Source organism: Citrobacter sp. C348 (assembly GCF_047467975.1).
In the GTDB taxonomy this organism is placed as follows: domain Bacteria; phylum Pseudomonadota; class Gammaproteobacteria; order Enterobacterales; family Enterobacteriaceae; genus Citrobacter; species Citrobacter gillenii.
In genome coordinates this window covers 1-24571 of the sequence record NZ_JASJUJ010000015.1, presented here as the reverse complement: position 1 = coordinate 24571, position 24571 = coordinate 1, and the positions used below count along the sequence as shown (strand labels likewise).

Sequence of the window (24571 nt, the reverse complement as noted above, 5' to 3'; positions counted from 1 at the left end):
CTTGCCCCCATTATGCATGCGCATTGGCGAGCATTTGCGCCTTCACGCACAGCTCGGCGGCTTTAAAGGCGTGGGCCTGGGTCATGGCGTTTTCGGTGCGGTTCAGGCAGTCGAGAATAAACTCGCCGAAGAACGGGAACCCTACCTTGCCCGCGACCGGATAGCGGAATTCCCCCTCATTATTGACCAGATACACTACGTCCTGTTCACCCTGGGTGATATCCACATACTTACGAATCTCAATGTAACCTTCGGTACCCAGCAGCGTCAGGCGTCCGTCACCCCAGGTGCTGAGGCCGTCCGGCGTGAACCAGTCGCAGCGGAAATAGCCCGTGGCACCGTTATCGCCTGCCAGCATCGCATCGCCAAAATCTTCAAACTGTGGATACTGCGGATGATTGACATTGCGCACCTGGCTTGCGACCACACGCGCCTCGAGGTTGTCGGTGTAAAACAGGAACTGCTCAATCTGATGGCTGCCGATATCACACAGAATGCCGCCGAAATAGCGTCGATCGTAGAACCAGTCCGGACGTCCACTGCCTTCACGATGCGGGCCGGTGCCCAGGGTCTGGATCACCCGGCCAATTGCCCCCCGCTTGACCAGATCGCCCGCAAAAACTGCGCTTTCAACGTGCAGGCGCTCGCTGTAGTAAACCGCGTACTTGCGCCCGGTCCTGGCCACCATGGCTTTGGCGTCTTCCAGCTGTTCGAGAGTAGTCAGCGGTGCTTTGTCGGTGAAATAATCTTTACCCGCCGTCATCACCTTTAGTCCCAGCGGGCAGCGTTCAGAGGGAATTGCCGCCCCGGCGACCAGCCTGACATCGCGGTCGTTGAGAATGGTCTCCAGTGAGTCAGCCACCTGCGCCTGCGGGTACTGTTGCAGGAATTTCTCCACTTTCGCCGGGTCCGGGTCGTACACCCACTTCAGGGTGGCTCCGGCTTCGATCAGCCCGTTGCACATCCCGTAGATATGACCGTGGTCGAGCGTGGCAGCGGCAATCACAAACTCACCAGGTTTTACCACCGGCTGCGGTTTGCCGGTCGGGGCGTAGTTCATTCCATCATTTTTGTTCATGGCTTAACTCCTGAATCTAAATCTTTACCCAGAGGGATGGCACCGACTTCCGTAAAATTGCTCACGGAGGCGGATTTCTCATAAAAATGCGGGGCTTTTGCCATCAGGCCGCCGGTACGATAAAAATCGTCGTGGCTGGGGATGGGCAGCGTTACCACCGTGCGGGTAATGGCGGATTTGTAGATAGCGGTAATCAGTTCCAGCGAACGTTTACCCTGTTCCCCGTCGACCAGTGGGGGCGTCTGTTGTTCGATGGCGCTGAGCAGGTTGTCGATTTGTCCGCTATGCAGCGTCCATTTAAGCGCCGGTGTGGCATGAAACAGCGCGTCCAGTTGCTCTTCCAGCTCGCGATTATTGCCCGCCTGCGGAAAGCCGTTATCCGCCGACTGGCTGGCATACACCTGCCACGGGGCGGAGATCCGCGCCTTTTCGCCCTGAATAACGATCTTCTGATCTTCGCCATGATGTACGACCGAGGCGGTGAGCTGAGTCAGCGCCCCGCTCGGGTATCTGAAAATCGCCGCGCTGAGGTCTTCCACTTCCGCGTTGTCATGGGCGACGTTGCTCATCATCGCCACCACTTCACTCGGGAAGCCGAGCATCCACTGAATTGCATCGATGTGGTGTACCGCATGATTCAGCGTGCAGCCGCCGCCTTCTTTCTGCCAGGTGCCGCGCCACCACAGATCGTAATAGCAATGCCCGCGCCACCAGAACGAGTCCACCTGTGCGTGGCAAATTTTGCCCGCCAGGCCGGAATCAACGGCGGCTTTTAAGCGCCAGAAGGCATCGGTAAAGCGGTTTTGTGCGATGACCGATAACATTTTTCCGCTGGCTTTCTGCGCGGCAATCATCGCATCACACTCTGCGAGCGAGGCGGCCATCGGTTTTTCGCACAGCACGTGTTTGCCCGCGTGCAGGGCATCAATGCTGATGTCGGCGTGGACGTACGGCGGAGTACAGACGTCGACAACGTCCACATGAATACCCGCGTCCAGCATGGCCTGATGGCTGTTGTAGACCCGTGCTTCGCTTAGGCCGTAGCGCGTTTTCTTCTCTTCGGCTTTTTCCGGCCAGATGTCGACCAGCGCGACGATCCGGCAGCGATCCGCAAACTGTAAATAGCTTTGAATGTGGTTATGGGAGATGTTTCCGGTGCCGACAATGGCAATATTCAGCATGGTCATCCCCTTAACGCTGCCAGCTTGCGGAGGCGTCCAGCGTGCGGCTGGCGGTGGTTTTCTCTACCGATGAGTCGATACGTTCCTGCAACAGCCGGGCGTAGCGCTGCTCGTCAATCGGTAACTCAACCCAGTCATCGGTCCAGGTGGAGAGGTGCATGGCGTTGGACAGCGTCAGGCCGCGAATGCCTTCCAGACCCGGGGCGATGAGCGGTTCGCCGTGCAGGACCGCGGCGGTGAAATTGGCGGTGATGACGTGATGCTCACTGCATTCTGGTGCGGTAGGGATAGTCACTTCCCAACACTCCGGCTCGCCAAAGCCGTTTTGCCAGCGGGCGTTGAAGTCGGTTTCGGATTCACGCAGTCGCCAGAAGCGCAGGCGGCCTTCTTCCACCACCACTTTTCCGCGATCGCCGACGATCTCGAGGCGGTTGGTGCCGGGGGTTTCGGCGACGGTGGTGATGAACACGCCGGTTGCACCGTTGGCATATTCCGCGTAGGCGGTGACCTCATCTTCTACTTCAATCTGGCGGTGTTTGCCAAACTGGCAAAACGCGCGCAAGCGTATGGGCATACCGACCAGCCATTGCCATAAATCAAGCTGGTGCGGGTCCTGATTGAGCAGCACGCCGCCGCCTTCGCCTTTCCATGTCGCGCGCCAGCCGCCGGAGTTGTAGTAACTCTGTGAGCGATACCAGTTGGTGATTATCCAGTTGGAGCGGCGCAATTCGCCCAGCTCGCCGCTGTCGATCAGATCTTTCACCTTCTGATACAGCGGGTTCGGGCGCTGGTTGTACATCATGCCGAACACCACATCGCATTCACGGGCGCAGGTGTTCATCTCGTGGACCTGCGCGGTACAAACCCCGGCCGGTTTTTCGCACAACGTATGAATGCCAAGACGCATCGCCATCATCGATAAACCCGGATGCGCATAGTGCGGCGTAGCGACGATAACCGCGTCGACAAGCCCACTGTTCAGCATCTCCTCAGCGCTGATAAACAGTGCAACCGCATCGCCTACTAACTGGCGAATAGCGGCATGCTTGTCGGCGTTATTATCACAGACCGCCGTCAGGCAGGCGTCCTTTACGGTCCCGGCCAGCAGATAGCGGGCGTGGACGGTGCCAATATTTCCCACGCCAATAATGCCAAAGCGTAATTTTTTCATGTCAGGCCTTTTCATCAGAAATAAGGGATAAGCGGACCATAAGAAACGCCTGGAATATCGACAATGTGATTTTGTGAGAGCGGTTGCAGGATGAGGAAGAAATCTGCACAGGCATTGAAAAAGTGTTTTAGAGTCAATGAACTAGGTTTGCAAAAATTTGCAAAGATAGATTGAGAGCGAGGTCACAGAATGTCAGGCAAGCTAAAAATGGACGAAATCGCTGCCTTAACCGGGTTCTCCGTGAGTACCGTGTCGAGGGTGCTGAGCGGGAAGTCCTGTACCAGCGATAAAGCGCGGGAAGCCATCGTGAAATGCGCGCGCCAGCTAGGGGTACTTGACACGCTGGCCAGCGGACGGCTGCTGATCAATGGCATTGCGGTCTTCGCTCCGCAGCGCACCTTTATCGCGCAGGGCGATGCGTTTTACCTCGAAGTGACGCGCGGCATTGCCGAAGCCATCGCACCGCATGATGTCTATCTGAGCTACTGTGGGCTGGACGAGCAGCGAGCCGACCTCAAGCTCTTTCTGGAAAAGGCCAACAACAAGAATATCAACGCCATTATTCTCATCGGTATTGATGACCCCACCGTGCATAAGCTGGCGCAGTCGCTGGGAAAACCCTGCGTGCTGATCAATTCACAGGATAAAGAAGGGTTATTGGATGCAGTCTCGCCCGATCACCGGGCGGTAGGCAATCAGGCGGTGCAGTATCTTTTTGAACAGGGGCATCGGCGCATTCTCCACGTTACCAGCCTGCGACGTGAAACCCTGTACTGGCGGCTGGAAGGCATAAAGGAGATCTATCGGCAGTATCAGGTGCCGTTTGATGCCCGGCGCGATCTGTTGGTGACGGAAGGATTTTCTGAACCAGAGGCGATACAGGCGATTAGCGACCGGCTACGTGAATTGCCACAGAGTGAATGGCCGGAGGTGATTTTTTGTGCCGGGGCGTCAATGTCCAGTGGTGTTCGTCGCGTGCTGGAAGCGCTGGGAGTCAGTATTCCCGATGATATCTCGCTGATGACCACGGACGTCAAAGAACTGGACGGGCATGTGGTTTCTGCGGTCACCAGTATTACTATTCCCTGTCGGGCATTAGGTGTAGAAGCGGTGCATTTGCTGCAAAACCGCCTCAATCGTCCGGCTGCACCGGTGTTTAATCTGCTGCTCAAGGGCAAGGTGACGGAAAGAGGAACCGTCGCCAATGCCACGCGCCATGCCGCACTGGCGCGGGAACAAGAGTTGACCCGATAAGCGTCGCGCCATCGGGCAACAGCAGGTTAGTTCTGCGGCGGCAGACACACGCCAATGCCGCCAATGCCACAATACCCATAGGGATTTTTATGCAGATATTGCTGGTGATCGTCCTCGGCATAGTAGAACGGCGTGGCGGTATTAATCTCTGTCGTGATGTGGCGGTCATCGCCCGCAGCGGTCATTGCCGCCTGAAAACGTTCCAGGCTGGCATGCGCAGCGCTTTGCTGCTCCGGCGTAAGCGGATAAATGGCCGAACGATACTGCGTGCCCTGGTCATTGCCCTGACGCATGCCCTGCGCCGGGTCGTGATTCTCCCAGAACACCTGCAGCAACTGCTCGTAGCTGATAACATGCGGGTCATAAACGATACGCACCGCTTCGGCATGGCCCGTTTCGCCAGAACAGACTTCCCGATAGGTTGGGTTAGGCGTGTAGCCGCCGGTATACCCGGCAGCCGTGCTGTAAACGCCGGGTAAAGACCAGAACAAACGCTCCACGCCCCAGAAACAGCCCATGGCGAAAAGGGCGATTTCCATCCCTTCGGGCACGTTGGTCATCGAATGTTGGTTCACCGCATGCAGCGTTGCCACGGGCATCGGGGTGTTGCGTCCAGGTAGAGCATCTGCTTGAGAAACAAGATGCTTTTTATCAAATAAACTCATGGCCGTTCTCCCGAAATCAGTCATTTGGGTTAAGGTTGTAACAAGACGCGTCTTTGCCCACAATAACTGGCGTGAATACGTCTAGAGTTAAACATAAGAAATATTTGGGTTGCCGTCTGTTTTTCAACTCTTATTGTTGATTTTTTGTTAAGCCGAGGAACGGCAGAGTATTTTTTTCCAGGGGTGGGAAAAAAGGATATTCAGGAGAAAATGTGCCACATATCCGTCAGTTGTGTTGGGTGGGGTTGCTGTGCTTAAGCGGCCCGGCCGTCGCCGCAAATGTTCGCTTACAGGTCGAAGGATTATCGGGACCGCTGGAGAAAAACGTCCGTGCGCAGTTGTCCACGATTCAAAGTGATGAAGTCACACCGGACCGCCGTTTTCGTGCGCGCGTTGATGACGCTATTCGCGAAGGGTTAAAAGCGCTGGGCTATTTTGAGCCGACCATTGATTTTGAACTGCGTCCGCCGCCGGCGAAGGGACGTCAGGTATTAATCGCTAAAGTGACGCCCGGTGAGCCGGTGCTGATTGGTGGAACCGACGTTGTTTTACGCGGCGGGGCGCGCACCGATAGCGATTACCTGGATCTGCTGAAAACGCGTCCGGCAATCGGCACGGTACTCAACCAAGGAGACTATGACAGCTTCAAAAAGTCATTAACCAGCGTAGCGCTGCGCAAAGGCTACTTTGACAGTGAATTTAATAAAAGCCAGTTGGGGATTGCGCTCGATCGTCGCCAGGCGTTCTGGGATATCGATTACAACAGCGGTGAGCGCTATCGCTTTGGCCATGTCACCTTTGAAGGGTCGCAAATCCGCGATGAGTACCTGCAAAACCTGGTGCCGTTCAAAGAGGGCAAAGAGTACGAATCCAAAGACCTGGCGGAGCTGAACCGCCGTCTCTCAGCAACCGGCTGGTTTAATTCTGTCGTTGTGGCGCCAGAGTTCGACAAAGCCCGCGAAACCAAAGTGCTACCGCTGAAAGGCGTGGTCTCACCACGCACGGAAAACACCATTGAAACCGGGGTGGGCTATTCAACCGACGTCGGGCCACGGTTAAAAACCACGTGGAAAAAGCCGTGGATGAACTCCTACGGCCATAGCCTGACCACCAGTGCCAGTCTCTCTGCGCCTGAGCAGGTCCTTGATTTTAGCTATAAAATGCCGCTGTTAAAGAACCCGCTGGAGCAGTATTACCTGGTGCAGGGGGGCTTTAAGCGTACCGATCTGAACGACACCGAGCAGGACTCAACCACGCTTGCCGTCTCCCGCTACTGGGATCTCTCCAGCGGCTGGCAGCGTGCGATCAACCTGCGCTGGAGTCTCGACCACTTTACCCAGGGTAACGTTACCAACACCACGATGCTGCTGTATCCGGGCGTGATGATCAGCCGGACGCGCTCGCGCGGCGGCCTGATGCCCGTCTGGGGCGATTCCCAGCGCTATTCCATTGATTACTCCAATACCGCCTGGGGCTCTGACGTCGATTTCTCCGTCTTCCAGGCGCAAAACGTCTGGATCCGTACGCTGTACGACAGCCATCGCTTTGTGATGCGTGGCAACCTCGGCTGGATTGAAACCGGCGACTTCGACAAAGTCCCGCCGGACCTGCGTTTCTTCGCCGGGGGCGATCGCAGTATTCGCGGCTATAAATACAAATCTATTTCGCCTGAAGGGAGTGACGGCAAGCTGAAAGGGGCCTCCAAGCTGGCGACCGGATCGCTGGAATACCAGTACAACGTAACCGGTAAATGGTGGGGGGCGATGTTTGTGGATAGCGGTGAAGCGGTGAGCGATATCCGCCGAAGCGATTTCAAAACCGGTGCCGGGGTTGGCGTTCGTTGGCAGTCACCGGTCGGGCCCATTAAGCTCGATTTAGCTGCGCCGATCGGCGACAAAGATGAACATGGTTTACAGTTTTACATCGGTCTGGGGCCTGAATTATGAGTTTATGGAAGAAGATAAGCCTCGGCGTATTGATTGTTATCCTGCTGTTGTTGGGCACCGTGGCGTTCCTCGTCGGCACGACCTCGGGTTTGCACCTGGTCTTCAAGGCCGCTAATCGCTGGGTTCCGGGGCTGGAGATTGCTCAGGTCACCGGCGGCTGGCGGGATCTGTCGCTTAAAAATATTCGCTACGACCAGCCTGGCGTGGCGGTAAATGCCGGTGAAGTACATCTGGCCGTTGGTCTTAACTGCCTGTGGGACAGCAGCCTGTGCGTCAACGATCTGTCACTGAAAGACATCAACGTGGCGATCGACAGCAAAAAGATGCCGCCTTCTGCGCCGGTTGAGGAAGAGGACAGCGGCCCGCTAAACTTCTCCACGCCTTATCCGATCACGCTTTCCCGCGTGGCGCTTAACAACGTCAATATCAAAATCGATGACACCACGGTGTCGGTGCTGGATTTTACCTCCGGACTGAACTGGCAGGAAAAAACGCTGACCCTGAAACCTACGTCATTGCAGGGGCTGTTAATCGCCCTGCCAAAAGTGGTGGACGTGGCGCAGGAAGAGGTGGTGGAACCGAAGATCCAAAACCCGCAGCCGGATGAAAAACCGCTGGGCGAAACGCTGAAAGATCTGTTCTCAAAACCTGTTTTGCCGGAAATGACCGACGTTCATCTGCCGCTGAATCTTAATATCGAAGAATTTCGCGGTGAGCAGCTGCGCGTCACCGGTGATACGGATTTAACGGTATATAACATGCTGCTGAAGGTGAGCAGCATTGACGGCAACATGAAGCTCGACGCGCTGGATATCGACTCCAGCCAGGGGGCAGTGAAGGCCAGCGGTACGGCGCAACTGACCGACAAATGGCCGGTTGATATTACCCTCAACAGCACGCTGAACATCGAACCGTTAAAAGGCGAGAAGGTGAAGCTGAAGGTTGGCGGCGCGCTGCGTGACCAGCTGGAAGTGGGTGTCAATCTGTCTGGTCCGGTGGACATGGATCTGCGTGCACAGACACGTCTGGCGGAAGCGGGATTACCGCTCAATCTGGAGGTGGTGAGTAAGCAGGTTTACTGGCCATTTACCGGCGACAAGCAGTTCCAGGCCGATGACATCAAGCTCAAGCTGACCGGCAAGATGACCGACTATACGCTCTCGATGCACGCCGCCGTGAAAGGCCAGGATATTCCTCCGGCGATCATCGCGCTGGATGCCAAAGGCAATGAGCAGCAGATCAATCTCGACAAACTTAGCGTTGCCGCGCTGGAAGGTAAAACCGAGCTGAAAGCGCTGGTGGACTGGCAGCAAGCCATTAGCTGGCGCGGGGAGCTGACGCTGGACGGCATCAATACGGCGAAAGAGGTGCCGGAATGGCCCTCGAAACTCAATGGTGTGATCAAAACCCGCGGTAGCCTGTACGGCGGAAGCTGGCAGATGGAGGTGCCAGAGCTGAAGCTGAGCGGAAACGTCAAGCAGAACAAGGTCAATGTGAACGGATCGCTGAAGGGTAACAGCTACCTGCAGTGGACCATCCCCGGCCTGCATCTGGAACTGGGGCGCAACAGCGCTGAGGTGAAAGGTGAGCTGGGCGTCAAAGATCTCAATCTCGACGCGACGATTGATGCCCCAAGTCTGGATAACGCGCTGCCGGGGCTGGGCGGCACGGCGAAGGGGCAGGTCAAGGTGCGTGGTACGGTAGAGGCGCCGGAACTGCTGGCGGATATCACTGCCCGTGGCCTGCGCTGGCAGGAACTGTCCGTGGCTCAGGTGCGTGTTGAAGGCGATGTGAAATCAGCGGAGCAGATTGCCGGTAACCTCAACGTGCGCGTTGAGCGGATTGTGCAACCTGATGTGAACATCAATCTGGTTACGCTGAACGCCAAAGGAAGCGAAAAGCAGCATGAGCTGCAGCTACGTATTCAGGGCGAGCCGGTCTCGGGACAGCTTGATCTGGCCGGGAGTTTTGATCGCAAAGAGCAGCGCTGGAAAGGGGAATTAAGCAATACCCGCTTCCAGACCCCGGTTGGTCCGTGGTCGCTGAGCCGCACCATTGCGCTGGATTACCGCAATCAGGAACAGAAAATCAGCATCGGGCCGCACTGCTGGAACAACCCGAATGCGGAACTGTGCGTACCGCAGACGATAGATGCCGGTGCAGAAGGTCGCGCAGTGGTGAACCTCAACCGTTTCGACCTGGCGATGTTAAAACCGTTTATGCCGGATACGACTCAGGCCAGCGGTGTGTTCACCGGCAAAGCCGATGTCAGTTGGGACACGACCAAAGAGGGACTGCCGCAGGGGCAGGTCACGCTTTCCGGACGCAACGTGAAGGTCACGCAAAGCGTCAACGATGCGCCGCTGCCGGTGGCGTTTGACACGCTGAATCTCACCGCCGACCTGCACAACAACCGTGCCGAACTGGGCTGGCTGATCCGTCTGACCAATAACGGCCAGTTTGACGGTCAGGTGCAGATAAGTGACCCGCAAGGACGACGTAATCTGGGCGGCAACGTCAATATCCGCAATTTCAATTTGGCGATGGTGAACCCTATCTTCTCGCGCGGCGAAAAAGCCGCTGGGATGCTAAACGCCAACCTGCGTCTTGGCGGCGATCTGCAAAGTCCACAATTGCTCGGCCAGCTGCAGCTTAGCGGCCTGGACGTTGACGGCAACTTTATGCCGTTCGATATGCAACCCAGCCAGTTGGCGATTAACTTCACCGGGACTCGTTCGACAATTGCGGGCGTGGTGCGCACGCAGCAGGGAGAGATTAACCTGAGCGGCGATGCCGACTGGAGTCAGCTAGACAACTGGCGGGCGCGCATTGCGGCCAAAGGCAGCCGGGTGCGTATCACCGTGCCGCCAATGGTGCGCCTGGATGTCTCGCCGGATGTGGAATTTGAAGCCACGCCGAACCTGTTTACTCTGAACGGCAATGTTGATGTGCCGTGGGCGCGTATTGTGGTGCACGACCTGCCGGAAAGCGCAGTCGGTGTTTCCAGTGATATGGTGATGCTCAATGACAATCTACAGCCGGAGAAACCGCAGAGCGCCGGGATCCCGATCAACAGCAACCTGAACATCCACGTCGGCAACAACGTGCGCATCGATGCCTTTGGTCTGAAAGCACGTTTGACGGGCGATCTCAAAGTGGCACAGGATAAGCAGGGGCTGGGCCTCAATGGGCAGATTAATATCCCAAGCGGCCGCTTCCATGCGTATGGTCAGGATTTGATTGTACGTAAAGGTGAGCTGTTGTTCTCCGGTCCACCGGATCAGCCGTTGCTCAATATCGAGGCTATTCGTAACCCGGATGCCACCGAAGACGACGTGATCGCCGGTGTTCGCGTAACGGGTACGGCAGATGAACCGAAAGCGGAAATCTTCTCCGACCCGGCGATGTCGCAGCAAATGGCGCTCTCTTACCTGCTGCGCGGGCAAGGATTGGACAGCGAACAGAGCGATAGTGCGGCAATGACGTCTATGCTTATTGGCTTAGGGGTTGCACAAAGTGGTCAGATTGTGGGTAAAATCGGGGAGACGTTTGGCGTAAGCAATCTGGCGCTGGACACGCAAGGGGTGGGCGATTCATCTCAGGTGGTTGTCAGCGGATATGTACTGCCAGGTCTGCAGGTGAAATATGGTGTGGGTATATTTGACTCTTTAGCGACACTCACGCTACGTTATCGTCTGATGCCTAAGCTATATCTGGAAGCTGTGTCTGGCGTTGATCAGGCACTTGATTTGCTCTATCAGTTCGAGTTTTAGCAATGCGAATATTTGTTTATGGTAGTTTACGTACCAAGCAAGGTAACAGCCACTGGATGACCAACGCCCAGTTGCTGGGTAATTTCAGCATCGATAACTACCAGTTGTACAGTCTGGGCCACTATCCAGGCGCGGTTCCGGGAAACGGAACGGTACACGGGGAAGTTTATCGTATTGATAACGCCACGCTGGCAGAGCTTGATGCGCTGCGCTCGCGTGGCGGAGAGTACGCACGCCAGTTAATTCAGACGCCTTACGGAAGTGCATGGATGTATGTATATCAACGTCCGATAGATGGGTTAACGCTGATAGAAAGCGGTAACTGGTTAGATCGAGATAAGTACTGATGTGAACACGCCACCCTTGGGTGGCGTTGTTTTATCTGGGGTTTAAAACTCCACGCGCGCGCCGAGGTTATAGCGGCGTCCTTCCACCTGAGCGGACTCACTCCATGCGGTCGTGAGTTTCGGATCCTCATCCAGCACGTTGTAGACCCCCGCCATCAGCTGTGTGTGCTTATTCAACTGGTAGCGTACGCCCACATCCACCATCGTGTAATCATCGTACTTGTTGTTATTACCGCTGTTGCGGTTGCTGCTGCGGTAGTTCACCGTACTCCACACGTCGAGGCTTTGCGTCGCCGCCCAGTTCAGCGACAAGTTCGCCATATGGCGTGGGTAATCGTTCAGCGCGTAGCCTTTGTTGACGCCGCTTTTCTGCTCGCTGTGGTTGTAGGTGTAGTTGGCATTGGCTTTGACGTCGGTGCTAATTTGCCAGTCGGCGTTGAGCTCGACGCCGTAGACATCGGCTTCGCTAACGTTAAAGTATTTACTCACCGAGTCGGCGTTGTAGCCATTGACCGAGCACTGGTTGGTCGCCGTGGTTTCACAAATGGTTTGTTCCGCAATCTTGTCTTTGAATTGCGTATAGAACACGGTGCCATCGAGCGACAGCACATCGCCCGTCCAGTACAGACCCAGCTCGGAGTTAACGCTTTTCTCCGGTTTTAAGTCGTCATTGCCGACCGTCAGGAAGGGATAGGGCACAGTTGAACCGTAAGGGGTGACGAAGTTACTGGAGGTGGCTCGCAGTTCCGGCTTTTTATACCCGGCGGAGACGCCGCCTTTCAGCGCCCAGGCATCGTTGAATGCCCAGTTGCCGTACATTTTCGGCGTAATGTGCGTACCAAAGTTATCGTCCTGATCCATACGTGCGGAGGTCGTCAGGATGAAATCGTTGATGCTCCAGCCGTCTTCCACGAACAACGCCCAACCGTTGCGGCTGATTTTGGTAACAGGCTCCGAGCCTGGCAACGTTTTGTTGGCGACATCAAACCGGTCGTTTAACTCTTCGCGGGTGAAGTTCGCCCCGACGGTCAGCTTATGGGTGTCGAGCGTGAAGGTGGTTTGTGAATTGGCGACGTAGTTTTCCATCTGCACATACTGCGGTGACTGCCCGTCATAAACGTATTTGGAACGGCCTTTTTCGTAGTTAATGTAGTTAGTTGTCGCGATAGTATCGTCGGCATACCAGCCGGTATGGGTCAGGGTGGCGGCGTTACGATCATATAACCATGACCACGGCGCACCGCGTTTCTGGGTGCGGTTTTTTTCCTGCTCGCCGGTGACAACGTTGAGATCGAAGAGGTTATTTTCGCTGGCGGCCAGACCCAGAGTCATATCCACGGATTTGCGGTTATGTTTGCCGAAGTAATTATTCAGATCGTCGTCGCGACGGTCGAGCCAGTCGGCGGCCACGCTTAAGCCGAGAACATCGGGAATAATTGGCCCCATGGTGAACAGATTCATCTGACTGGTATTGCCGAGATACTGGTGTTCCTGAAGCCAGGTATTCGCGGCAATTGCCGTCGTCCAGTCTTTCGCCCCATACGGCTTTTTGGTGATGACGTTAACCACGCCGCCGATGGCATCGGAACCGTACAATGATGACATCGGCCCACGAATAACCTCGATGCGCTCAATGGCTTCCATTGGCGGTAAGAAGTTGGCTTCGGTGCCGATGTCGTGCCCATACGGGCGCGACTGGCCGGTATTTTGTTTGACGCTGTTGACCATAAAAGCGGTATAGGACGGGTCCATGCCGCGGATCATAATACTACCGGCATTCATCCCGCTGCTGTTCGACACCGAGACGCCGGGAATATTTTTAATGGCTTCCCCCACGTTGCGGTCCGGCTGAATATCCAGCGTTTTACGGTCGATAACTGAAATAGTCGCCGGGGCTTCACGCTTTTGCTGCGAGAAACCGGACGCCGTAATCACCATTTCATCTTCGCTATTGCGTGAAGTTTCCGTTAATTCTTCGGCCTGCGCGGGAAAAATAACCCCGCCTGAGAATGCAACGATCCCTGTCAGCGTAATAAGTTGACGCGTTTTCATAATATAAGACACCTGAAAAGTAAAAAAATAAAAGCGCCACCTTGCCGCGCAATATGGCGACAAGGTGCAAAATAGTTTTTGATTATTAGTATTGAGTTAAATCGATTTTCAGCACGTAGTCGGGCTTGACGCCAATCATTTTTTCCGGCTGTTTTACGCTGACATACAAGGTGTTAGCATCCGGTGAAAGCGCCAGACTGTTAGGTAACGCATTGGTTTCAATGCTGTGTTTTACCTGATAGGTGTTGCTGTCGACAATGCTGACCTGCTTGGCATTGCGGTGTGTAATATAAACTTCCTGACGCGTCTCGTTATAGAGAACGGCCAGTGAATTAATGACTTTGATTGGGGCAATGACTTTTCCGGTATGAATATCGACAACCAGAACATCGGCTAAATCAGGATCGGTCAGGAATGCGCGATTATTTTTGCTATCAAGGGCGATATTCAGAAAGAAATGTTTTTTGGCAGGCTCAACGGCAAAACGGTTAATTATTTTATGGCTGGTAGTGTCCAGTACAATCAGCTCGTTTCTGCCATTTACCACGTACAGACGATCGTTTTTGGCATCAATCGCCATGCCGGTCGGGTATTCGCCCATATTTTCAAGGGTGGCGATTTTCTCACGCTTTAGCGTATCTACCACCCAGACAATGCCTTTTTCAGCCACGCCAGAAACATACAGACGGTGGTGTTGCTTATCGAGCACCATTTCACGCGTATGGATGATTTCCTTTGGGTTGCTGGTATCGCTCAGTTGCAGTATTGCCCGTTCTTTACCGCTGCGGGTATCGATAATCGTCACCGAACCTTCCAGCGTATTACCGACATACAGCACCTGATTTTCTTCATCCAGCGCGGTAGCAAACGCCCGGCGGCTGGTTTCGATAACTTCGGTGGTGGTGAGTTTCTCCAGATCGAGCTTGTAGATAATCCCGCGGGTTTTGTCTTTATCAAACGACGGAGAAGAGGCGGCAAAAAGCGCCTTTTGCTGACCATCAACCGCCAGCTCATACACCCCGTTACCGACGTCGCGGGTCAGGAAATCTTTCTCAGACAGCGTCTCTGCCACGCTGGGCAGGCTGGTAAATAACAATGTTGTGGCGAGGGCCACGGCGGAATAGTGTTTCAGGGACTTCACAGTGTGGAGGTTCATTGACGTTTATTCACATTTATTTACGTGTTGCGAATGATAATGAGATCCAGTCTCATTCGCAAATAAGATGAGCAAAATGTGACTACCCGATCTGGTAGGTCAAAAAGAAAACAGCGGAGAAAGGAAAAACGAAGAGAGGGAAAATGAGAAGTAAAAAACCCTTACTAACCAGACGCTGGCGTTCAGGGTTTTGAGCTCAGGCGAACTTATTTCTTCGCACGCTCGAAGGATGCAACGATTTCAGCTTTAGCGGCTTCAGCGTTGTCCCAACCGTCAACTTTCACCCATTTGCCTGCTTCGAGATCTTTGTAATGCTCGAAGAAGTGAGTGATCTGCGCTTTCAGCAGGTCCGGCAGGTCGTTCACATCTTTGATGTGATCGTATTCTTTGCTCAGCTTGGTGTGCGGTACCGCAACCAGTTTCGCATCTTCACCGGATTCGTCGGTCATTTTCAGTACGCCAACCGGACGGCAGCGGATCACTGAACCTGGCTCCAGCGGGTACGGTGTCGGGACCAGAACGTCGACCGGGTCGCCATCCAGAGACAGGGTGTGGTTGATGTAACCGTAGTTGCACGGATAGAACATCGCAGTGGACATGAAGCGGTCAACGAACAGGGCGCCGCTCTCTTTGTCAACTTCGTATTTGATCGGATCTGCGTTCGCAGGGATCTCGATAACAACGTAGATATCTTCCGGCAGATCTTTACCGGCAGGGACGTTGAGTAAGCTCATGTCTGTTTCCTTTAAATATGCTATGGCAAACAAGTGGCGGGTATTATAGCCAACTCGCGCTGAATGTCTCCGCTTGTTTTCGATTTGCCACCTCGGATTTTCGCTTTTTCCCCCTGTCTTGATGACAGAAAAATCCATAACTTCAGCTGCATTTTTCATAGGGTAATGAAAGCGATTACAAACTTGTGATTAACGTTTTATTTACTTTTTTGAAGTGTGATGTAACGCAATCCGTTACATGCTGGATTGTCTATAGTTTTTTCGCGACGGTTTATTAATCAACAATAATCACCCTACGAGGACGCACTTATGTGGAAGCGCTTACTTTTAGTCACAGCAGTTTCGGCAGCCATGTCATCTATGGCGATGGCCGCCCCTTTAACCGTAGGATTTTCGCAGGTCGGGTCTGAATCCGGCTGGCGTGCAGCAGAAACCAACGTAGCGAAAAGCGAGGCCGAGAAGCGCGGCATTACGCTGAAAATTGCCGACGGCCAGCAAAAACAGGAAAACCAGATTAAAGCGGTACGTTCATTCGTGGCGCAGGGCGTGGATGCTATATTCATTGCGCCAGTGGTAGCAACGGGTTGGGAGCCGGTATTAAAAGAAGCGAAAGATGCCGAGATCCCGGTCTTTTTGCTCGATCGTTCCATCGATGTCAAAGACAAATCTCTCTATATGACCACCGTGACGGCCGACAACGTGCTGGAAGGCAAATTGATTGGCGACTGGCTGATTAAAGAAGTGAACGGCAAGCCGTGTAACGTTGTGGAGCTACAAGGAACCGTCGGTGCCAGCGTGGCGATTGACCGTAAAAAAGGCTTTGCTGAAGCCATTGCCAAGGCACCAAACATCAAAATTATCCGCTCTCAGTCCGGCGACTTTACCCGCAGTAAAGGCAAAGAAGTCATGGAGAGCTTTATCAAAGCGGAAAACAACGGCAAGAACATCTGTATGGTTTACGCCCACAACGATGACATGGTGATCGGGGCGATTCAGGCAATCAAAGAAGCGGGTCTGAAACCGGGCAAAGACATTCTGACCGGCTCTATCGACGGCGTGCCGGATATCTATAAAGCGATGATTGACGGGGAAGCCAACGCCAGCGTCGAGTTGACGCCAAACATGGCCGGTCCAGCCTTTGACGCGCTGGAGAAATTCAAAAAAGACGGCACCATGCCTGAGAAGCTGACCATTACCAAATCTATCCTCTATCTGCCGGATACCGCGAAAGAAGAGCTAGAGAAGAAGAAAAACATGGGCTACTAAGCCTTCATGAAAATGCCGGGGGCGCTGCGCTTGCCTGGCCTACATTACGCGCTTTTGTAGGCCGGATAAGCGTAGCGCCATCCGGCGTAATGCAGGGGGAACCATGACCACCGACCAACATCAGGAAATCCTTCGTACCGAAGGGTTAAGCAAATTTTTTCCTGGCGTCAAAGCGCTGGATAACGTGGATTTCAGCCTGCGGCGTGGCGAGATTATGGCGTTGCTCGGTGAAAATGGGGCCGGTAAATCGACGCTGATTAAAGCGCTGACCGGCGTTTACCACGCCGATCGCGGCACCATCTGGCTTGAAGGCCAGGCTATCTCACCCAAGAATACCGCCCATGCCCAGCAACTGGGGATTGGCACCGTGTATCAGGAAGTGAACCTGCTGCCCAATATGTCAGTGGCAGATAACCTGTTTATTGGCCGCGAGCCGCGACGCTTTGGTCTGCTGCAGCGCAAGCAAATGGAAAAGCGTGCCACGGAGCTGATGGCCTCCTACGGTTTTTCCCTTGATGTGCGCGAGCCGTTAAACCGTTTTTCGGTGGCGATGCAGCAGATTGTCGCCATTTGCCGGGCTATCGATCTGTCGGCGAAAGTATTGATCCTCGACGAACCCACCGCTAGCCTGGATACCCAGGAAGTCGAGATGCTGTTCGGTCTGATGCGGCATCTGCGCGATCGCGGCGTCAGCCTGATCTTCGTTACCCATTTTCTCGATCAGGTCTATCAAGTCAGCGATCGGATCACCGTTCTGCGTAACGGCGGCTTTGTCGGCTGTCGCGAAACCCGCGAACTGCCGCAGATCGAACTGGTGAAGATGATGCTCGGCCGGGAACTGGATACCCACGCGTTGCAGCGTGCGGGCCGCACGTTGCTGAGTGACAAACCGGTGGCGGCCTTCAGTGGTTTTGGCAAAAAAGGCACGATTGCACCGTTCGATCTGCAGGTCCGTCCCGGCGAGATCGTCGGCCTGGCGGGGTTGCTGGGATCGGGACGTACAGAAACCGCAGAAGTGATCTTTGGCATTAAACCTGCCGACAGCGGCAGTGCGCTGATCAAAGGCAAACCGCAGACCCTGCGATCGCCGCATCAGGCCTCGTGTCTGGGGATCGGCTTCTGCCCGGAAGACAGGAAAACGGACGGCATTATTGCTGCCGCCTCGGTGCGAGAAAATATCATCCTGGCCTTGCAGGCACAGCGCGGCTGGCTGCGGCCTATTCCGCGCAAAGAGCAAAATGACATTGCCGAGCGTTTTATCCGCCAGTTGGGTATCCGTACCCCCAACGCTGAACAGCCGATCGAGTTTCTCTCCGGCGGTAATCAGCAAAAAGTTCTGCTGTCGCGCTGGCTGCTGACCAAACCGCAGTTTTTGATCCTTGATGAACCCACGCGGGGGATCGACGTTGGGGCGCACGCCGAGATCATTCGCCTGATCGAAACTCTGTGCGCCGACGGTCTGGCGCTGCTGGTGATCTCCTCTGAACTGGAAGAGCTGGTGGGTTACGCCGATCGGGTCATTATCATGCGCGATCGCAAACAGGTGGCCGAGATCCCGCTGGCTGAACTGTCCGTACCGGCCATCATGAACGCCATTGCGGCCTAAGGAGACTGTTGTGATGCCTCAATCTCTCCCTCAATCCAACATCACGAAACGACGATTTCGCTGGCCGAAGGGCATGCCGCAACTGGTGGCGCTGCTGCTGGTGCTGCTGGTTGACAGCCTGGTCGCCCCGCACTTTTATCAGGTGATTTTGCAGGATGGCCGTCTGTTCGGCAGCCCGATTGATATTCTCAACCGCGCCGCGCCCGTGGCGCTGCTGGCGATTGGCATGACGCTGGTGATTGCCACCGGCGGTATCGATCTTTCCGTTGGCGCGGTGATGGCCATTGCGGGGGCAACCACCGCCGCGATGACGGTTGCCGGGCACAGCCTGCCGGTGGTCCTGCTTGCGGCGTTAGGCTCCGGTATCCTGGCGGGATTGTGGAACGGGATTCTGGTGGCCATCCTTAAGATCCAACCGTTTGTTGCCACGCTGATTCTGATGGTGGCCGGACGCGGGGTAGCGCAGTTGATCACCTCCGGGCAGATCGTCACGTTTAACTCGCCCGATCTGTCATGGTTCGGTAGCGGATCGCTGTTGCTGTTCCCGACGCCGGTGATCATCGCGCTGCTAACGCTGGTCGCTTTTTGGCTGCTGACGCGTAAAACGGCGCTGGGTATGTTTATTGAGGCGGTCGGCATCAACATTCGGGCGGCGAAAAATGCCGGTGTGAATACCCGCGTTATCGTGATGCTCACCTATGTGCTGAGCGGTCTGTGCGCGGCCATTGCCGGGATTATCGTCACGGCGGATATTCGCGGAGCCGATGCCAACAACGCCGGGTTATGGCTGGAATTAGATGCCATTCTGGCGGTAGTGATCGGCGGCGGTTCGCTGATGGGCGGGCGATTTAACCTGCTGCTGTCGGTGGTGGGGGCGTTGATTATTCAGGGCATGAACACCGGGATTTTACTGTCCGGCTTCCAACCGGAGCTCAACCAGGTGGTTAAAGCCATCGTGGTGCTGTGCGTGCTGGTCGTCCAGTCGCAACGCTTTATCAGCCTGATAAAAGGAGTGCGTGGTCATGATAAAACGTAACTTACCGCTGATGATCACCCTTGGCGTCTTTGTGCTGGGCTACCTCTACTGCCTGACGCAGTTCCCGGCCTTTGCCTCAACGCGCGTGATCTGCAATATCCTGACCGACAACGCCTTTTTAGGCATTATCGCCGTGGGTATGACCTTCGTGATCCTCTCCGGCGGCATCGATCTTTCCGTCGGTTCGGTGATTGCTTTTACCGGCGTATTTCTGGCCAAAGCCATTGGTTACTGGGGGATTTCTCCGCTGCTGGCGTTCCCGTTGGTTCTGGCGATGGGCTGCGCATTTGGCGCCTTTATGGGGTTACTGATTGATGCCCTGAAGATACCGGCGTTTATTATTACGCTGGCGGGAATGTTCTTTCTGCGTGGCGTCAGCTATCTGGTCTCCGAAGAGTCTATCCCCATTAACCACCCGATTTATGACACGCTCTCCAGCCTTGCCTGGAAGATCCCCGGCGGTGGTCGTCTGAGCGCCATGGGACTGTTGATGCTGGGCGTCGTGGTGATCGGTATCTTCCTTGCGCACCGTACACGCTTTGGCAATCAGGTGTACGCCATTGGCGGTAGCGCGACGTCAGCTAACCTGATGGGGATCTCGACCCGCAGCACGACAATCCGCATCTATATGCTTTCTACTGGGCTGGCGACGCTGGCCGGGATTGTCTTCTCCATTTATACCCAAGCCGGTTATGCGCTGGCAGGCGTCGGCGTTGAACTGGATGCCATTGCCTCGGTGGTGATCGGCGGTACGTTGCTGAGCGGTGGCGTGGGCACGGTGCTGGGCACCCTGTTTGGCGTGGCAATCCAGGGATTGATTCAGACCTACATTAACTTTGACGGCACATTAAGCTCATGGTGGACGAAGATCGCCATCGGTATTCTGCTGTTTGTTTTTATCGCCTTACAGCGCGGTCTGACGGTGCTATGGGAAAACCGCCAAAGTTCACCGGTCACACGGGTGAATACCACGAGCGCGTCAAAATGATGTCGTGGGCTGTTTTTCGCGTATAGCGGGTAATGCGTATACACTAGGAGGCTACACTTACTTAATGGAATCAAAAGCATGAAAGGAATCGAAGGCGAAGGGCTACCGACAGCATGCGCCAGCTGTGGGGAGAACGTACTGCCTCCGGATACCCACTGCACGCGTTGTGAGAATAAAAAATATACGGGAATTGGCGGCTGGCTTTATTTACCGGCGGTGACGCTGGTGATGTCCGTCATTTCTGGGGTCATTGGCTTTTTCGGTGTGGCGATGTTTGTTTTGCACACTGAAACGGACGTGAGTGCGCTGGTTATTTTTGAACTCGTCTGTATGGCCGTTCTCTTAATGCTGCTGGTTTACACGACGTTTTTGTTTTTCAAAAAGAAACGTCAGCTACCCAAGTTTTATACTGCCTTCATTTTAGGCACCACGCTTTACTACGCGATGGACAGCTGGTTGGGTGCCATGTTCTATGGCGTGGGGCTGAGCACTGACGATATAAAAGCGTTTGTCTCCTGCGCGGCCCAGATCCTTATCTGGATACCGTATTTCCGCGTATCAAAACGGGTCAAACTGACCTTCGTCAACTAAGCACGTAAAGGACGCCGGATTGCTCCGGCGTCTGAGTCTTACGCGTCCGGGAACTCACGGATTAAACGTTCAACGTCTTCAACCATATGGTCGTTACCGACGAAGAATGAACGACGCTGGTGCAGGCTCTCCGGGATAATATCCAGAATACGGTTTTTACCGTCACTTGCTTTGCCGCCCGCTTGCTCGGCCAGCAGGGCCATTGGGTTGCATTCGTACAGCAGGCGCAGTTTTCCATCCGGATGGCTGGCCGTGCTCGGGTACAGATAGATCCCGCCTTTCAGCAGATTGCGGTGGAAATCCGCCACCAAAGAGCCAATGTAGCGCGAGGTATACGGGCGCTGGGTGGCTTTATCTTCTTCCTGGCAGAACTTAATGTACTTCTTCACGCCATTCGGGAATTTGATGTAGTTGCCTTCGTTAATGGAGTAGGTGCTGCCTTTGGCCGGGAAACGCATGCGCTCCTGGCTGAGGCAAAATACGCCCAGAGAAGGATCGTAGGTGAACGCATGTACGCCACAACCGGTGGTATACACCAGCATGGTGGATGAACCGTAAACGACGTAGCCCGCCGCCACCTGCTTGTTGCCTGGTTGCAGGAAATCCTCTTCCGTTACCGGCGTACCGACAGGGGTGACACGACGATAAATCGAGAAGATCGTGCCGACAGAGACGTTAACATCGATGTTCGATGAACCATCTAGTGGATCCATGAGTACAACGTATTTTGCGTGTTCACAGCCTTCGAAGACGACGATTTCATCTTCTTCTTCAGAGGCGATGCCCGCCACAATATCGCGTGCCTTCAGTGCAGCTTTCAGTTTTTCGTTCGCGAACAGATCGAGCTTCTGCTGAACCTCTCCCTGCACGTTCTCAGCACCGCTGGCACCCAGGATATCGACCAGACCGGCCTTGTTGATATCGCGGTGGATGATCTTGGCGCCCAGCTTTATTGCCGATAACAAAGCAGTCAGCTCACCGGTAGCATGAGAGAACTCGTGCTGCTTTTCGACAATAAATTCACCTAACGTTTTCATAACACTTTCCCTGCAAATTGTATGGAGTAAAGCGACCGCCATAATCTTAACAAATATTTCAGCCCTCGCGCTTAGGTGAATCGCGCCAGCAAACTGCGGATTATCCTGAAATGCGTTTCTCAGTTGCCTGACATGTGCGTAAAATGGCCCCCAGATTAAAAAAGGATAGTGACGTATGCGCATTCATATTTTGGGAATTTGTGGCACCTTCATGGGCGGTCTGGCGATGCTGGCGCGCTCGCTCGGTCATGAAGTAACGGGTTCGGACGCCAATGTGTATCCGCCGATGAGCACCTTACTTGAGAAGCAGGGCATCTCACTGATTCAGGGTTACGATGCCAGCCAGGTCGACCCGCAACCGGACCTGGTGATCATCGGCAATGCCATGACACGCGGTAATCCGTGCGTGGAAGCGGTGCTGGAGAAGAACATTCCGTTCATGTCTGGCCCACAGTGGCTGCATGACTTCGTCCTGCGCGATCGCTGGGTGCTGGCGGTAGCGGGAACCCACGGTAAAACCACCACCGCTGGAATGGCGACCTGGATCCTCGAAGCCTGCGGCTATAAGCCGGGCTTTGTTATCGGCGGTGTGCCGGGTAACTTCGAGGTTTCTGCGCGTCTGGGCGAAAGTGACTTTTTCGTTATTGAAGCGGACGAGTACGACTGCGCGTTCTTCGATAAGCGTTCCAAATTCGTGCATTACTGCCCGCGTACGCTGATCCTCAACAACCTTGAGTTTGATCACGCAGATATCTTTGACGATCTGAAAGCTATTCAGAAACAGTTCCACCATCTGGTGCGTATCGTGCCGGGTCAGGGACGTATCATCTACCCGGAAAACGACATCAATCTGAAACAGACGATGGCGATGGGCTGCTGGAGCGAACAGGAACTGGTTGGCGAGCAAGGTCACTGGCAGGCGAAGAAACTGACCACCGATGCATCCGTTTGGGAAGTGTTGTTAGACGGTGAAAAAGTGGGCGAAGTGAAGTGGGGCCTGGTCGGCGAACACAACATGCACAATGGCCTGATGGCCATTGCTGCAGCCCGCCACGTTGGCGTTCAGCCTGCAGACGCCGCCAATGCGCTGGGTTCGTTTATCAATGCGCGTCGACGTCTTGAGCTGCGCGGCGAAGCCCATGGCGTGACGGTGTATGACGATTTCGCCCATCACCCGACGGCGATTCTGGCAACGCTCGCCGCGCTGCGCGGAAAAGTCGGCGGCACGGCGCGCATTATTGCCGTGCTGGAACCACGCTCTAACACCATGAAAATGGGATTGTGCAAAGACGATCTGGCACCGTCGTTAGGCCGTGCGGATGAAGTGTTCCTGCTGCAACCGCCGCACATTCCGTGGCAGGTCGCGGAAGTCGCGGAAGCTTGCGTTCAGCCTGCTCACTGGAGCGGTGATGTTGACGCGCTGGCGGACATGGTGGTGAAAACCGCGCAGCCTGGCGATCATATCCTGGTGATGAGCAACGGCGGGTTTGGCGGTATTCATCAAAAACTGCTGGACGGCCTGGAGAAGAAAGCTCAGCAGGAGTAATTCGCCTGGTTTTGCGCTGAGCAGGTTGCCCCTAGCCCTGTGGGGATAGGGGACTTGTTTGAAGTGGTCTACTTAATTTAGATACAGTCAGAGGTTTTTGTTTTTCCATTTCGGTGGTGTTAGCCCTCCGTTGTTTTTATGTGGCCTAAGACGGTTGTAATATCCGCTCAGATACAGCATCACATCTTTCTCTGCTCCACTTCTGTTTCAGTAGCCTTCGCGCGGTAACCATTCTGTTTTCAGACCATGGAATAGCCTTTTCGCAACAGTGGGATCCCAACAATTTCCTTTGCGTCTCATACTGATCTTGATTCCATATCATTCAGCCAACTCTTGGTATGGCATGCTAATGTACTGGCATCCCTGATCCGAATGGAACATTAATCCCTCGGGGAGCCCTAGCTCATCATCAGTGCCGTTCAATATGGCAACTGTTGAAAAAGGTTCGCCATTTTATGGAAACCGTCAGCTTAATCCCCGGAGGTAAACATTGGCTGGCAAAAGTGTAGAGGTATTCGACGTAGCTATTTAGCCGAAGATACAGGGTTGTAGTAGTCGAGTAATATTGACCACAGGTTAGAGTCTTGGTGGAAAATCTACAACCCATAGCGATTTTTGAATACAAAATGCCCGATGAATTTCATCGGGCATTATCAGGCTGGAAAGTGTCAATTTCTACCAGGATTAGTAACCTAAATAGTTAAACACGATTGATTAGAAACCAAAACTCAAACCAACCGCAACACCAGTATTGTGTTGGGTATCAAGAGAGGCCTTCGCGGAAAGAGTGGCATTCTTACCAACATTATAATATGCACCGGCAGCCATGGATTGTTCACCACCAAATGTAGCTGCGCCCATACCGAAGTTGAAATCATAGCCAAATTTTTGCGGAATTGCAGTCATCGCCATTGCGCCAGCAATACCTGCTTTTGCTTGTTTATCGTTATCATCAATTTTGTTATCCAGGCTATTTACTCGACCATCAAGTTGGGAGAACTTGTTATCGGTATAATTGTTTGCTTGGGTGAGCGAATTATCGACATACGCTTTACCATCTGCGCGATTTTTGGCCGAAGTTGTATCGGTGTAAGCATAAGAAGTGCTGATTGCATCTGCTTTTGCGACATCAGTATAACTATTT

Annotated in this window: 19 protein-coding genes and 1 pseudogene; 11 read left to right on the top strand and 9 right to left on the bottom strand. The window is 54.2% G+C overall.

Translation table 11 applies throughout. The features are described 5' to 3' along the window. Positions 1 to 10: 10 nt before the first annotated feature. Genes QNN86_RS21850 through QNN86_RS21840 form a run of 3 tightly spaced genes read right to left on the bottom strand, consistent with a single transcriptional unit; the run spans position 11 to position 3430 of the window. Positions 11 to 1078 (bottom strand): Gfo/Idh/MocA family protein, encoded by a 1068-nt coding sequence (locus tag QNN86_RS21850; protein ID WP_414212328.1) that lies wholly within the window; start codon positions 1076 to 1078, stop codon positions 11 to 13. Continuing rightward, positions 1075 to 2259: a Gfo/Idh/MocA family protein gene (locus QNN86_RS21845; protein ID WP_414212327.1), complete on the bottom strand. Its 1185-nt coding sequence runs from the start codon at positions 2257 to 2259 to the stop codon at positions 1075 to 1077. The genes QNN86_RS21850 and QNN86_RS21845 overlap by 4 nt, the downstream gene beginning before the upstream one ends. Before the next feature lie 10 nt (positions 2260 to 2269). Continuing rightward, positions 2270 to 3430: a Gfo/Idh/MocA family protein gene (locus QNN86_RS21840; protein WP_414212326.1), complete on the bottom strand. Its 1161-nt coding sequence runs from the start codon at positions 3428 to 3430 to the stop codon at positions 2270 to 2272. A 189-nt stretch (positions 3431 to 3619) separates the two neighbouring features. Here QNN86_RS21840 and QNN86_RS21835 point away from each other — a divergent pair, with 189 nt between their 5' ends. Next, a complete protein-coding gene (locus QNN86_RS21835; protein WP_182270546.1) occupies positions 3620 to 4684 on the top strand; it encodes a substrate-binding domain-containing protein in 1065 nt (354 codons plus the stop codon). A 26-nt stretch (positions 4685 to 4710) separates the two neighbouring features. Here QNN86_RS21835 and msrA read toward each other — a convergent pair whose 3' ends face one another. After that, on the bottom strand, positions 4711 to 5349 hold the full coding sequence (gene msrA, locus QNN86_RS21830; RefSeq protein ID WP_279277336.1) for a peptide-methionine (S)-S-oxide reductase MsrA: 639 nt from the start codon (positions 5347 to 5349) through the stop codon (positions 4711 to 4713). Positions 5350 to 5561: 212 nt separating this feature from the next. Between msrA and tamA the strand changes: the two genes are divergently transcribed. Genes tamA through QNN86_RS21815 form a run of 3 tightly spaced genes read left to right on the top strand, consistent with a single transcriptional unit; the run spans position 5562 to position 11415 of the window. Next, positions 5562 to 7295 carry an autotransporter assembly complex protein TamA gene (gene tamA / locus QNN86_RS21825; protein WP_182270544.1) on the top strand — a complete coding sequence of 578 codons (1734 nt, stop codon included), beginning with the start codon at positions 5562 to 5564 and terminating at the stop codon, positions 7293 to 7295. Further along, positions 7292 to 11068: an autotransporter assembly complex protein TamB gene (gene tamB / locus QNN86_RS21820; protein ID WP_414212325.1), complete on the top strand. Its 3777-nt coding sequence runs from the start codon at positions 7292 to 7294 to the stop codon at positions 11066 to 11068. The genes tamA and tamB overlap by 4 nt, the downstream gene beginning before the upstream one ends. A 2-nt stretch (positions 11069 to 11070) precedes the next feature. Continuing rightward, the gene (locus tag QNN86_RS21815) at positions 11071 to 11415 is read left to right on the top strand and encodes a gamma-glutamylcyclotransferase (protein WP_414212324.1); all 345 of its coding nucleotides are present in this window, start codon (positions 11071 to 11073) and stop codon (positions 11413 to 11415) included. A gap of 42 nt (positions 11416 to 11457) precedes the next feature. Here the strand turns inward: QNN86_RS21815 and QNN86_RS21810 are convergent, their stop codons facing one another. From QNN86_RS21810 to ppa, 3 genes are all read right to left on the bottom strand, one after another. Beyond that, on the bottom strand, positions 11458 to 13467 hold the full coding sequence (locus tag QNN86_RS21810; protein WP_181618502.1) for a TonB-dependent receptor domain-containing protein: 2010 nt from the start codon (positions 13465 to 13467) through the stop codon (positions 11458 to 11460). An 85-nt stretch (positions 13468 to 13552) separates the two neighbouring features. Further along, on the bottom strand, positions 13553 to 14623 hold the full coding sequence (locus QNN86_RS21805) for a YncE family protein (protein ID WP_414212323.1): 1071 nt from the start codon (positions 14621 to 14623) through the stop codon (positions 13553 to 13555). A 206-nt stretch (positions 14624 to 14829) separates the two neighbouring features. After that, on the bottom strand, positions 14830 to 15357 hold the full coding sequence (gene ppa / locus QNN86_RS21800) for an inorganic diphosphatase (protein WP_005134479.1): 528 nt from the start codon (positions 15355 to 15357) through the stop codon (positions 14830 to 14832). A gap of 309 nt (positions 15358 to 15666) precedes the next feature. Between ppa and ytfQ the strand changes: the two genes are divergently transcribed. The 5 genes from ytfQ to QNN86_RS21775 all read left to right on the top strand — a co-directional run bounded on the left by ytfQ (position 15667) and on the right by QNN86_RS21775 (position 20844). Then, on the top strand, positions 15667 to 16623 hold the full coding sequence (gene ytfQ / locus QNN86_RS21795; protein WP_096758535.1) for a galactofuranose ABC transporter substrate-binding protein YtfQ: 957 nt from the start codon (positions 15667 to 15669) through the stop codon (positions 16621 to 16623). Positions 16624 to 16726: 103 nt separating this feature from the next. Next, positions 16727 to 18229 carry a galactofuranose ABC transporter, ATP-binding protein YtfR gene (gene ytfR / locus QNN86_RS21790; RefSeq protein WP_117342409.1) on the top strand — a complete coding sequence of 501 codons (1503 nt, stop codon included), beginning with the start codon at positions 16727 to 16729 and terminating at the stop codon, positions 18227 to 18229. A gap of 13 nt (positions 18230 to 18242) precedes the next feature. After that, positions 18243 to 19265: a galactofuranose ABC transporter, ATP-binding protein YtfT gene (ytfT, locus tag QNN86_RS21785; protein ID WP_414212344.1), complete on the top strand. Its 1023-nt coding sequence runs from the start codon at positions 18243 to 18245 to the stop codon at positions 19263 to 19265. Continuing rightward, positions 19252 to 20253, top strand: a complete 1002-nt coding sequence (gene yjfF / locus QNN86_RS21780; RefSeq protein ID WP_096758532.1) for a galactofuranose ABC transporter, permease protein YjfF — start codon at positions 19252 to 19254, stop codon at positions 20251 to 20253. Before ytfT ends, yjfF begins: the two co-directional genes overlap by 14 nt. Before the next feature lie 78 nt (positions 20254 to 20331). Continuing rightward, entirely contained in the window at positions 20332 to 20844 is a 513-nt protein-coding gene (locus QNN86_RS21775) for a DUF2569 domain-containing protein (RefSeq protein ID WP_115259584.1), read from the top strand. A 38-nt stretch (positions 20845 to 20882) separates the two neighbouring features. Here QNN86_RS21775 and fbp read toward each other — a convergent pair whose 3' ends face one another. Then, positions 20883 to 21881, bottom strand: coding sequence for a class 1 fructose-bisphosphatase (gene fbp, locus QNN86_RS21770; protein WP_096758530.1), 999 nt, complete (start codon positions 21879 to 21881; stop codon positions 20883 to 20885). 175 nt (positions 21882 to 22056) lie between these two features. Between fbp and mpl the strand changes: the two genes are divergently transcribed. Together mpl and QNN86_RS21760 are read left to right on the top strand one after the other, a co-directional pair. Then, positions 22057 to 23427: a UDP-N-acetylmuramate:L-alanyl-gamma-D-glutamyl-meso-diaminopimelate ligase gene (gene mpl, locus QNN86_RS21765; RefSeq protein WP_181618505.1), complete on the top strand. Its 1371-nt coding sequence runs from the start codon at positions 22057 to 22059 to the stop codon at positions 23425 to 23427. A 404-nt stretch (positions 23428 to 23831) separates the two neighbouring features. Then, positions 23832 to 23936, top strand: a pseudogene (locus QNN86_RS21760) (hypothetical protein); the annotation flags it as partial. Between the two features lie 205 nt (positions 23937 to 24141). Here the strand turns inward: QNN86_RS21760 and QNN86_RS21755 are convergent. Continuing rightward, on the bottom strand, positions 24142 to 24571 hold a 430-nt coding region (locus QNN86_RS21755), incomplete at its 5' end, for a YadA-like family protein (RefSeq protein WP_414212322.1).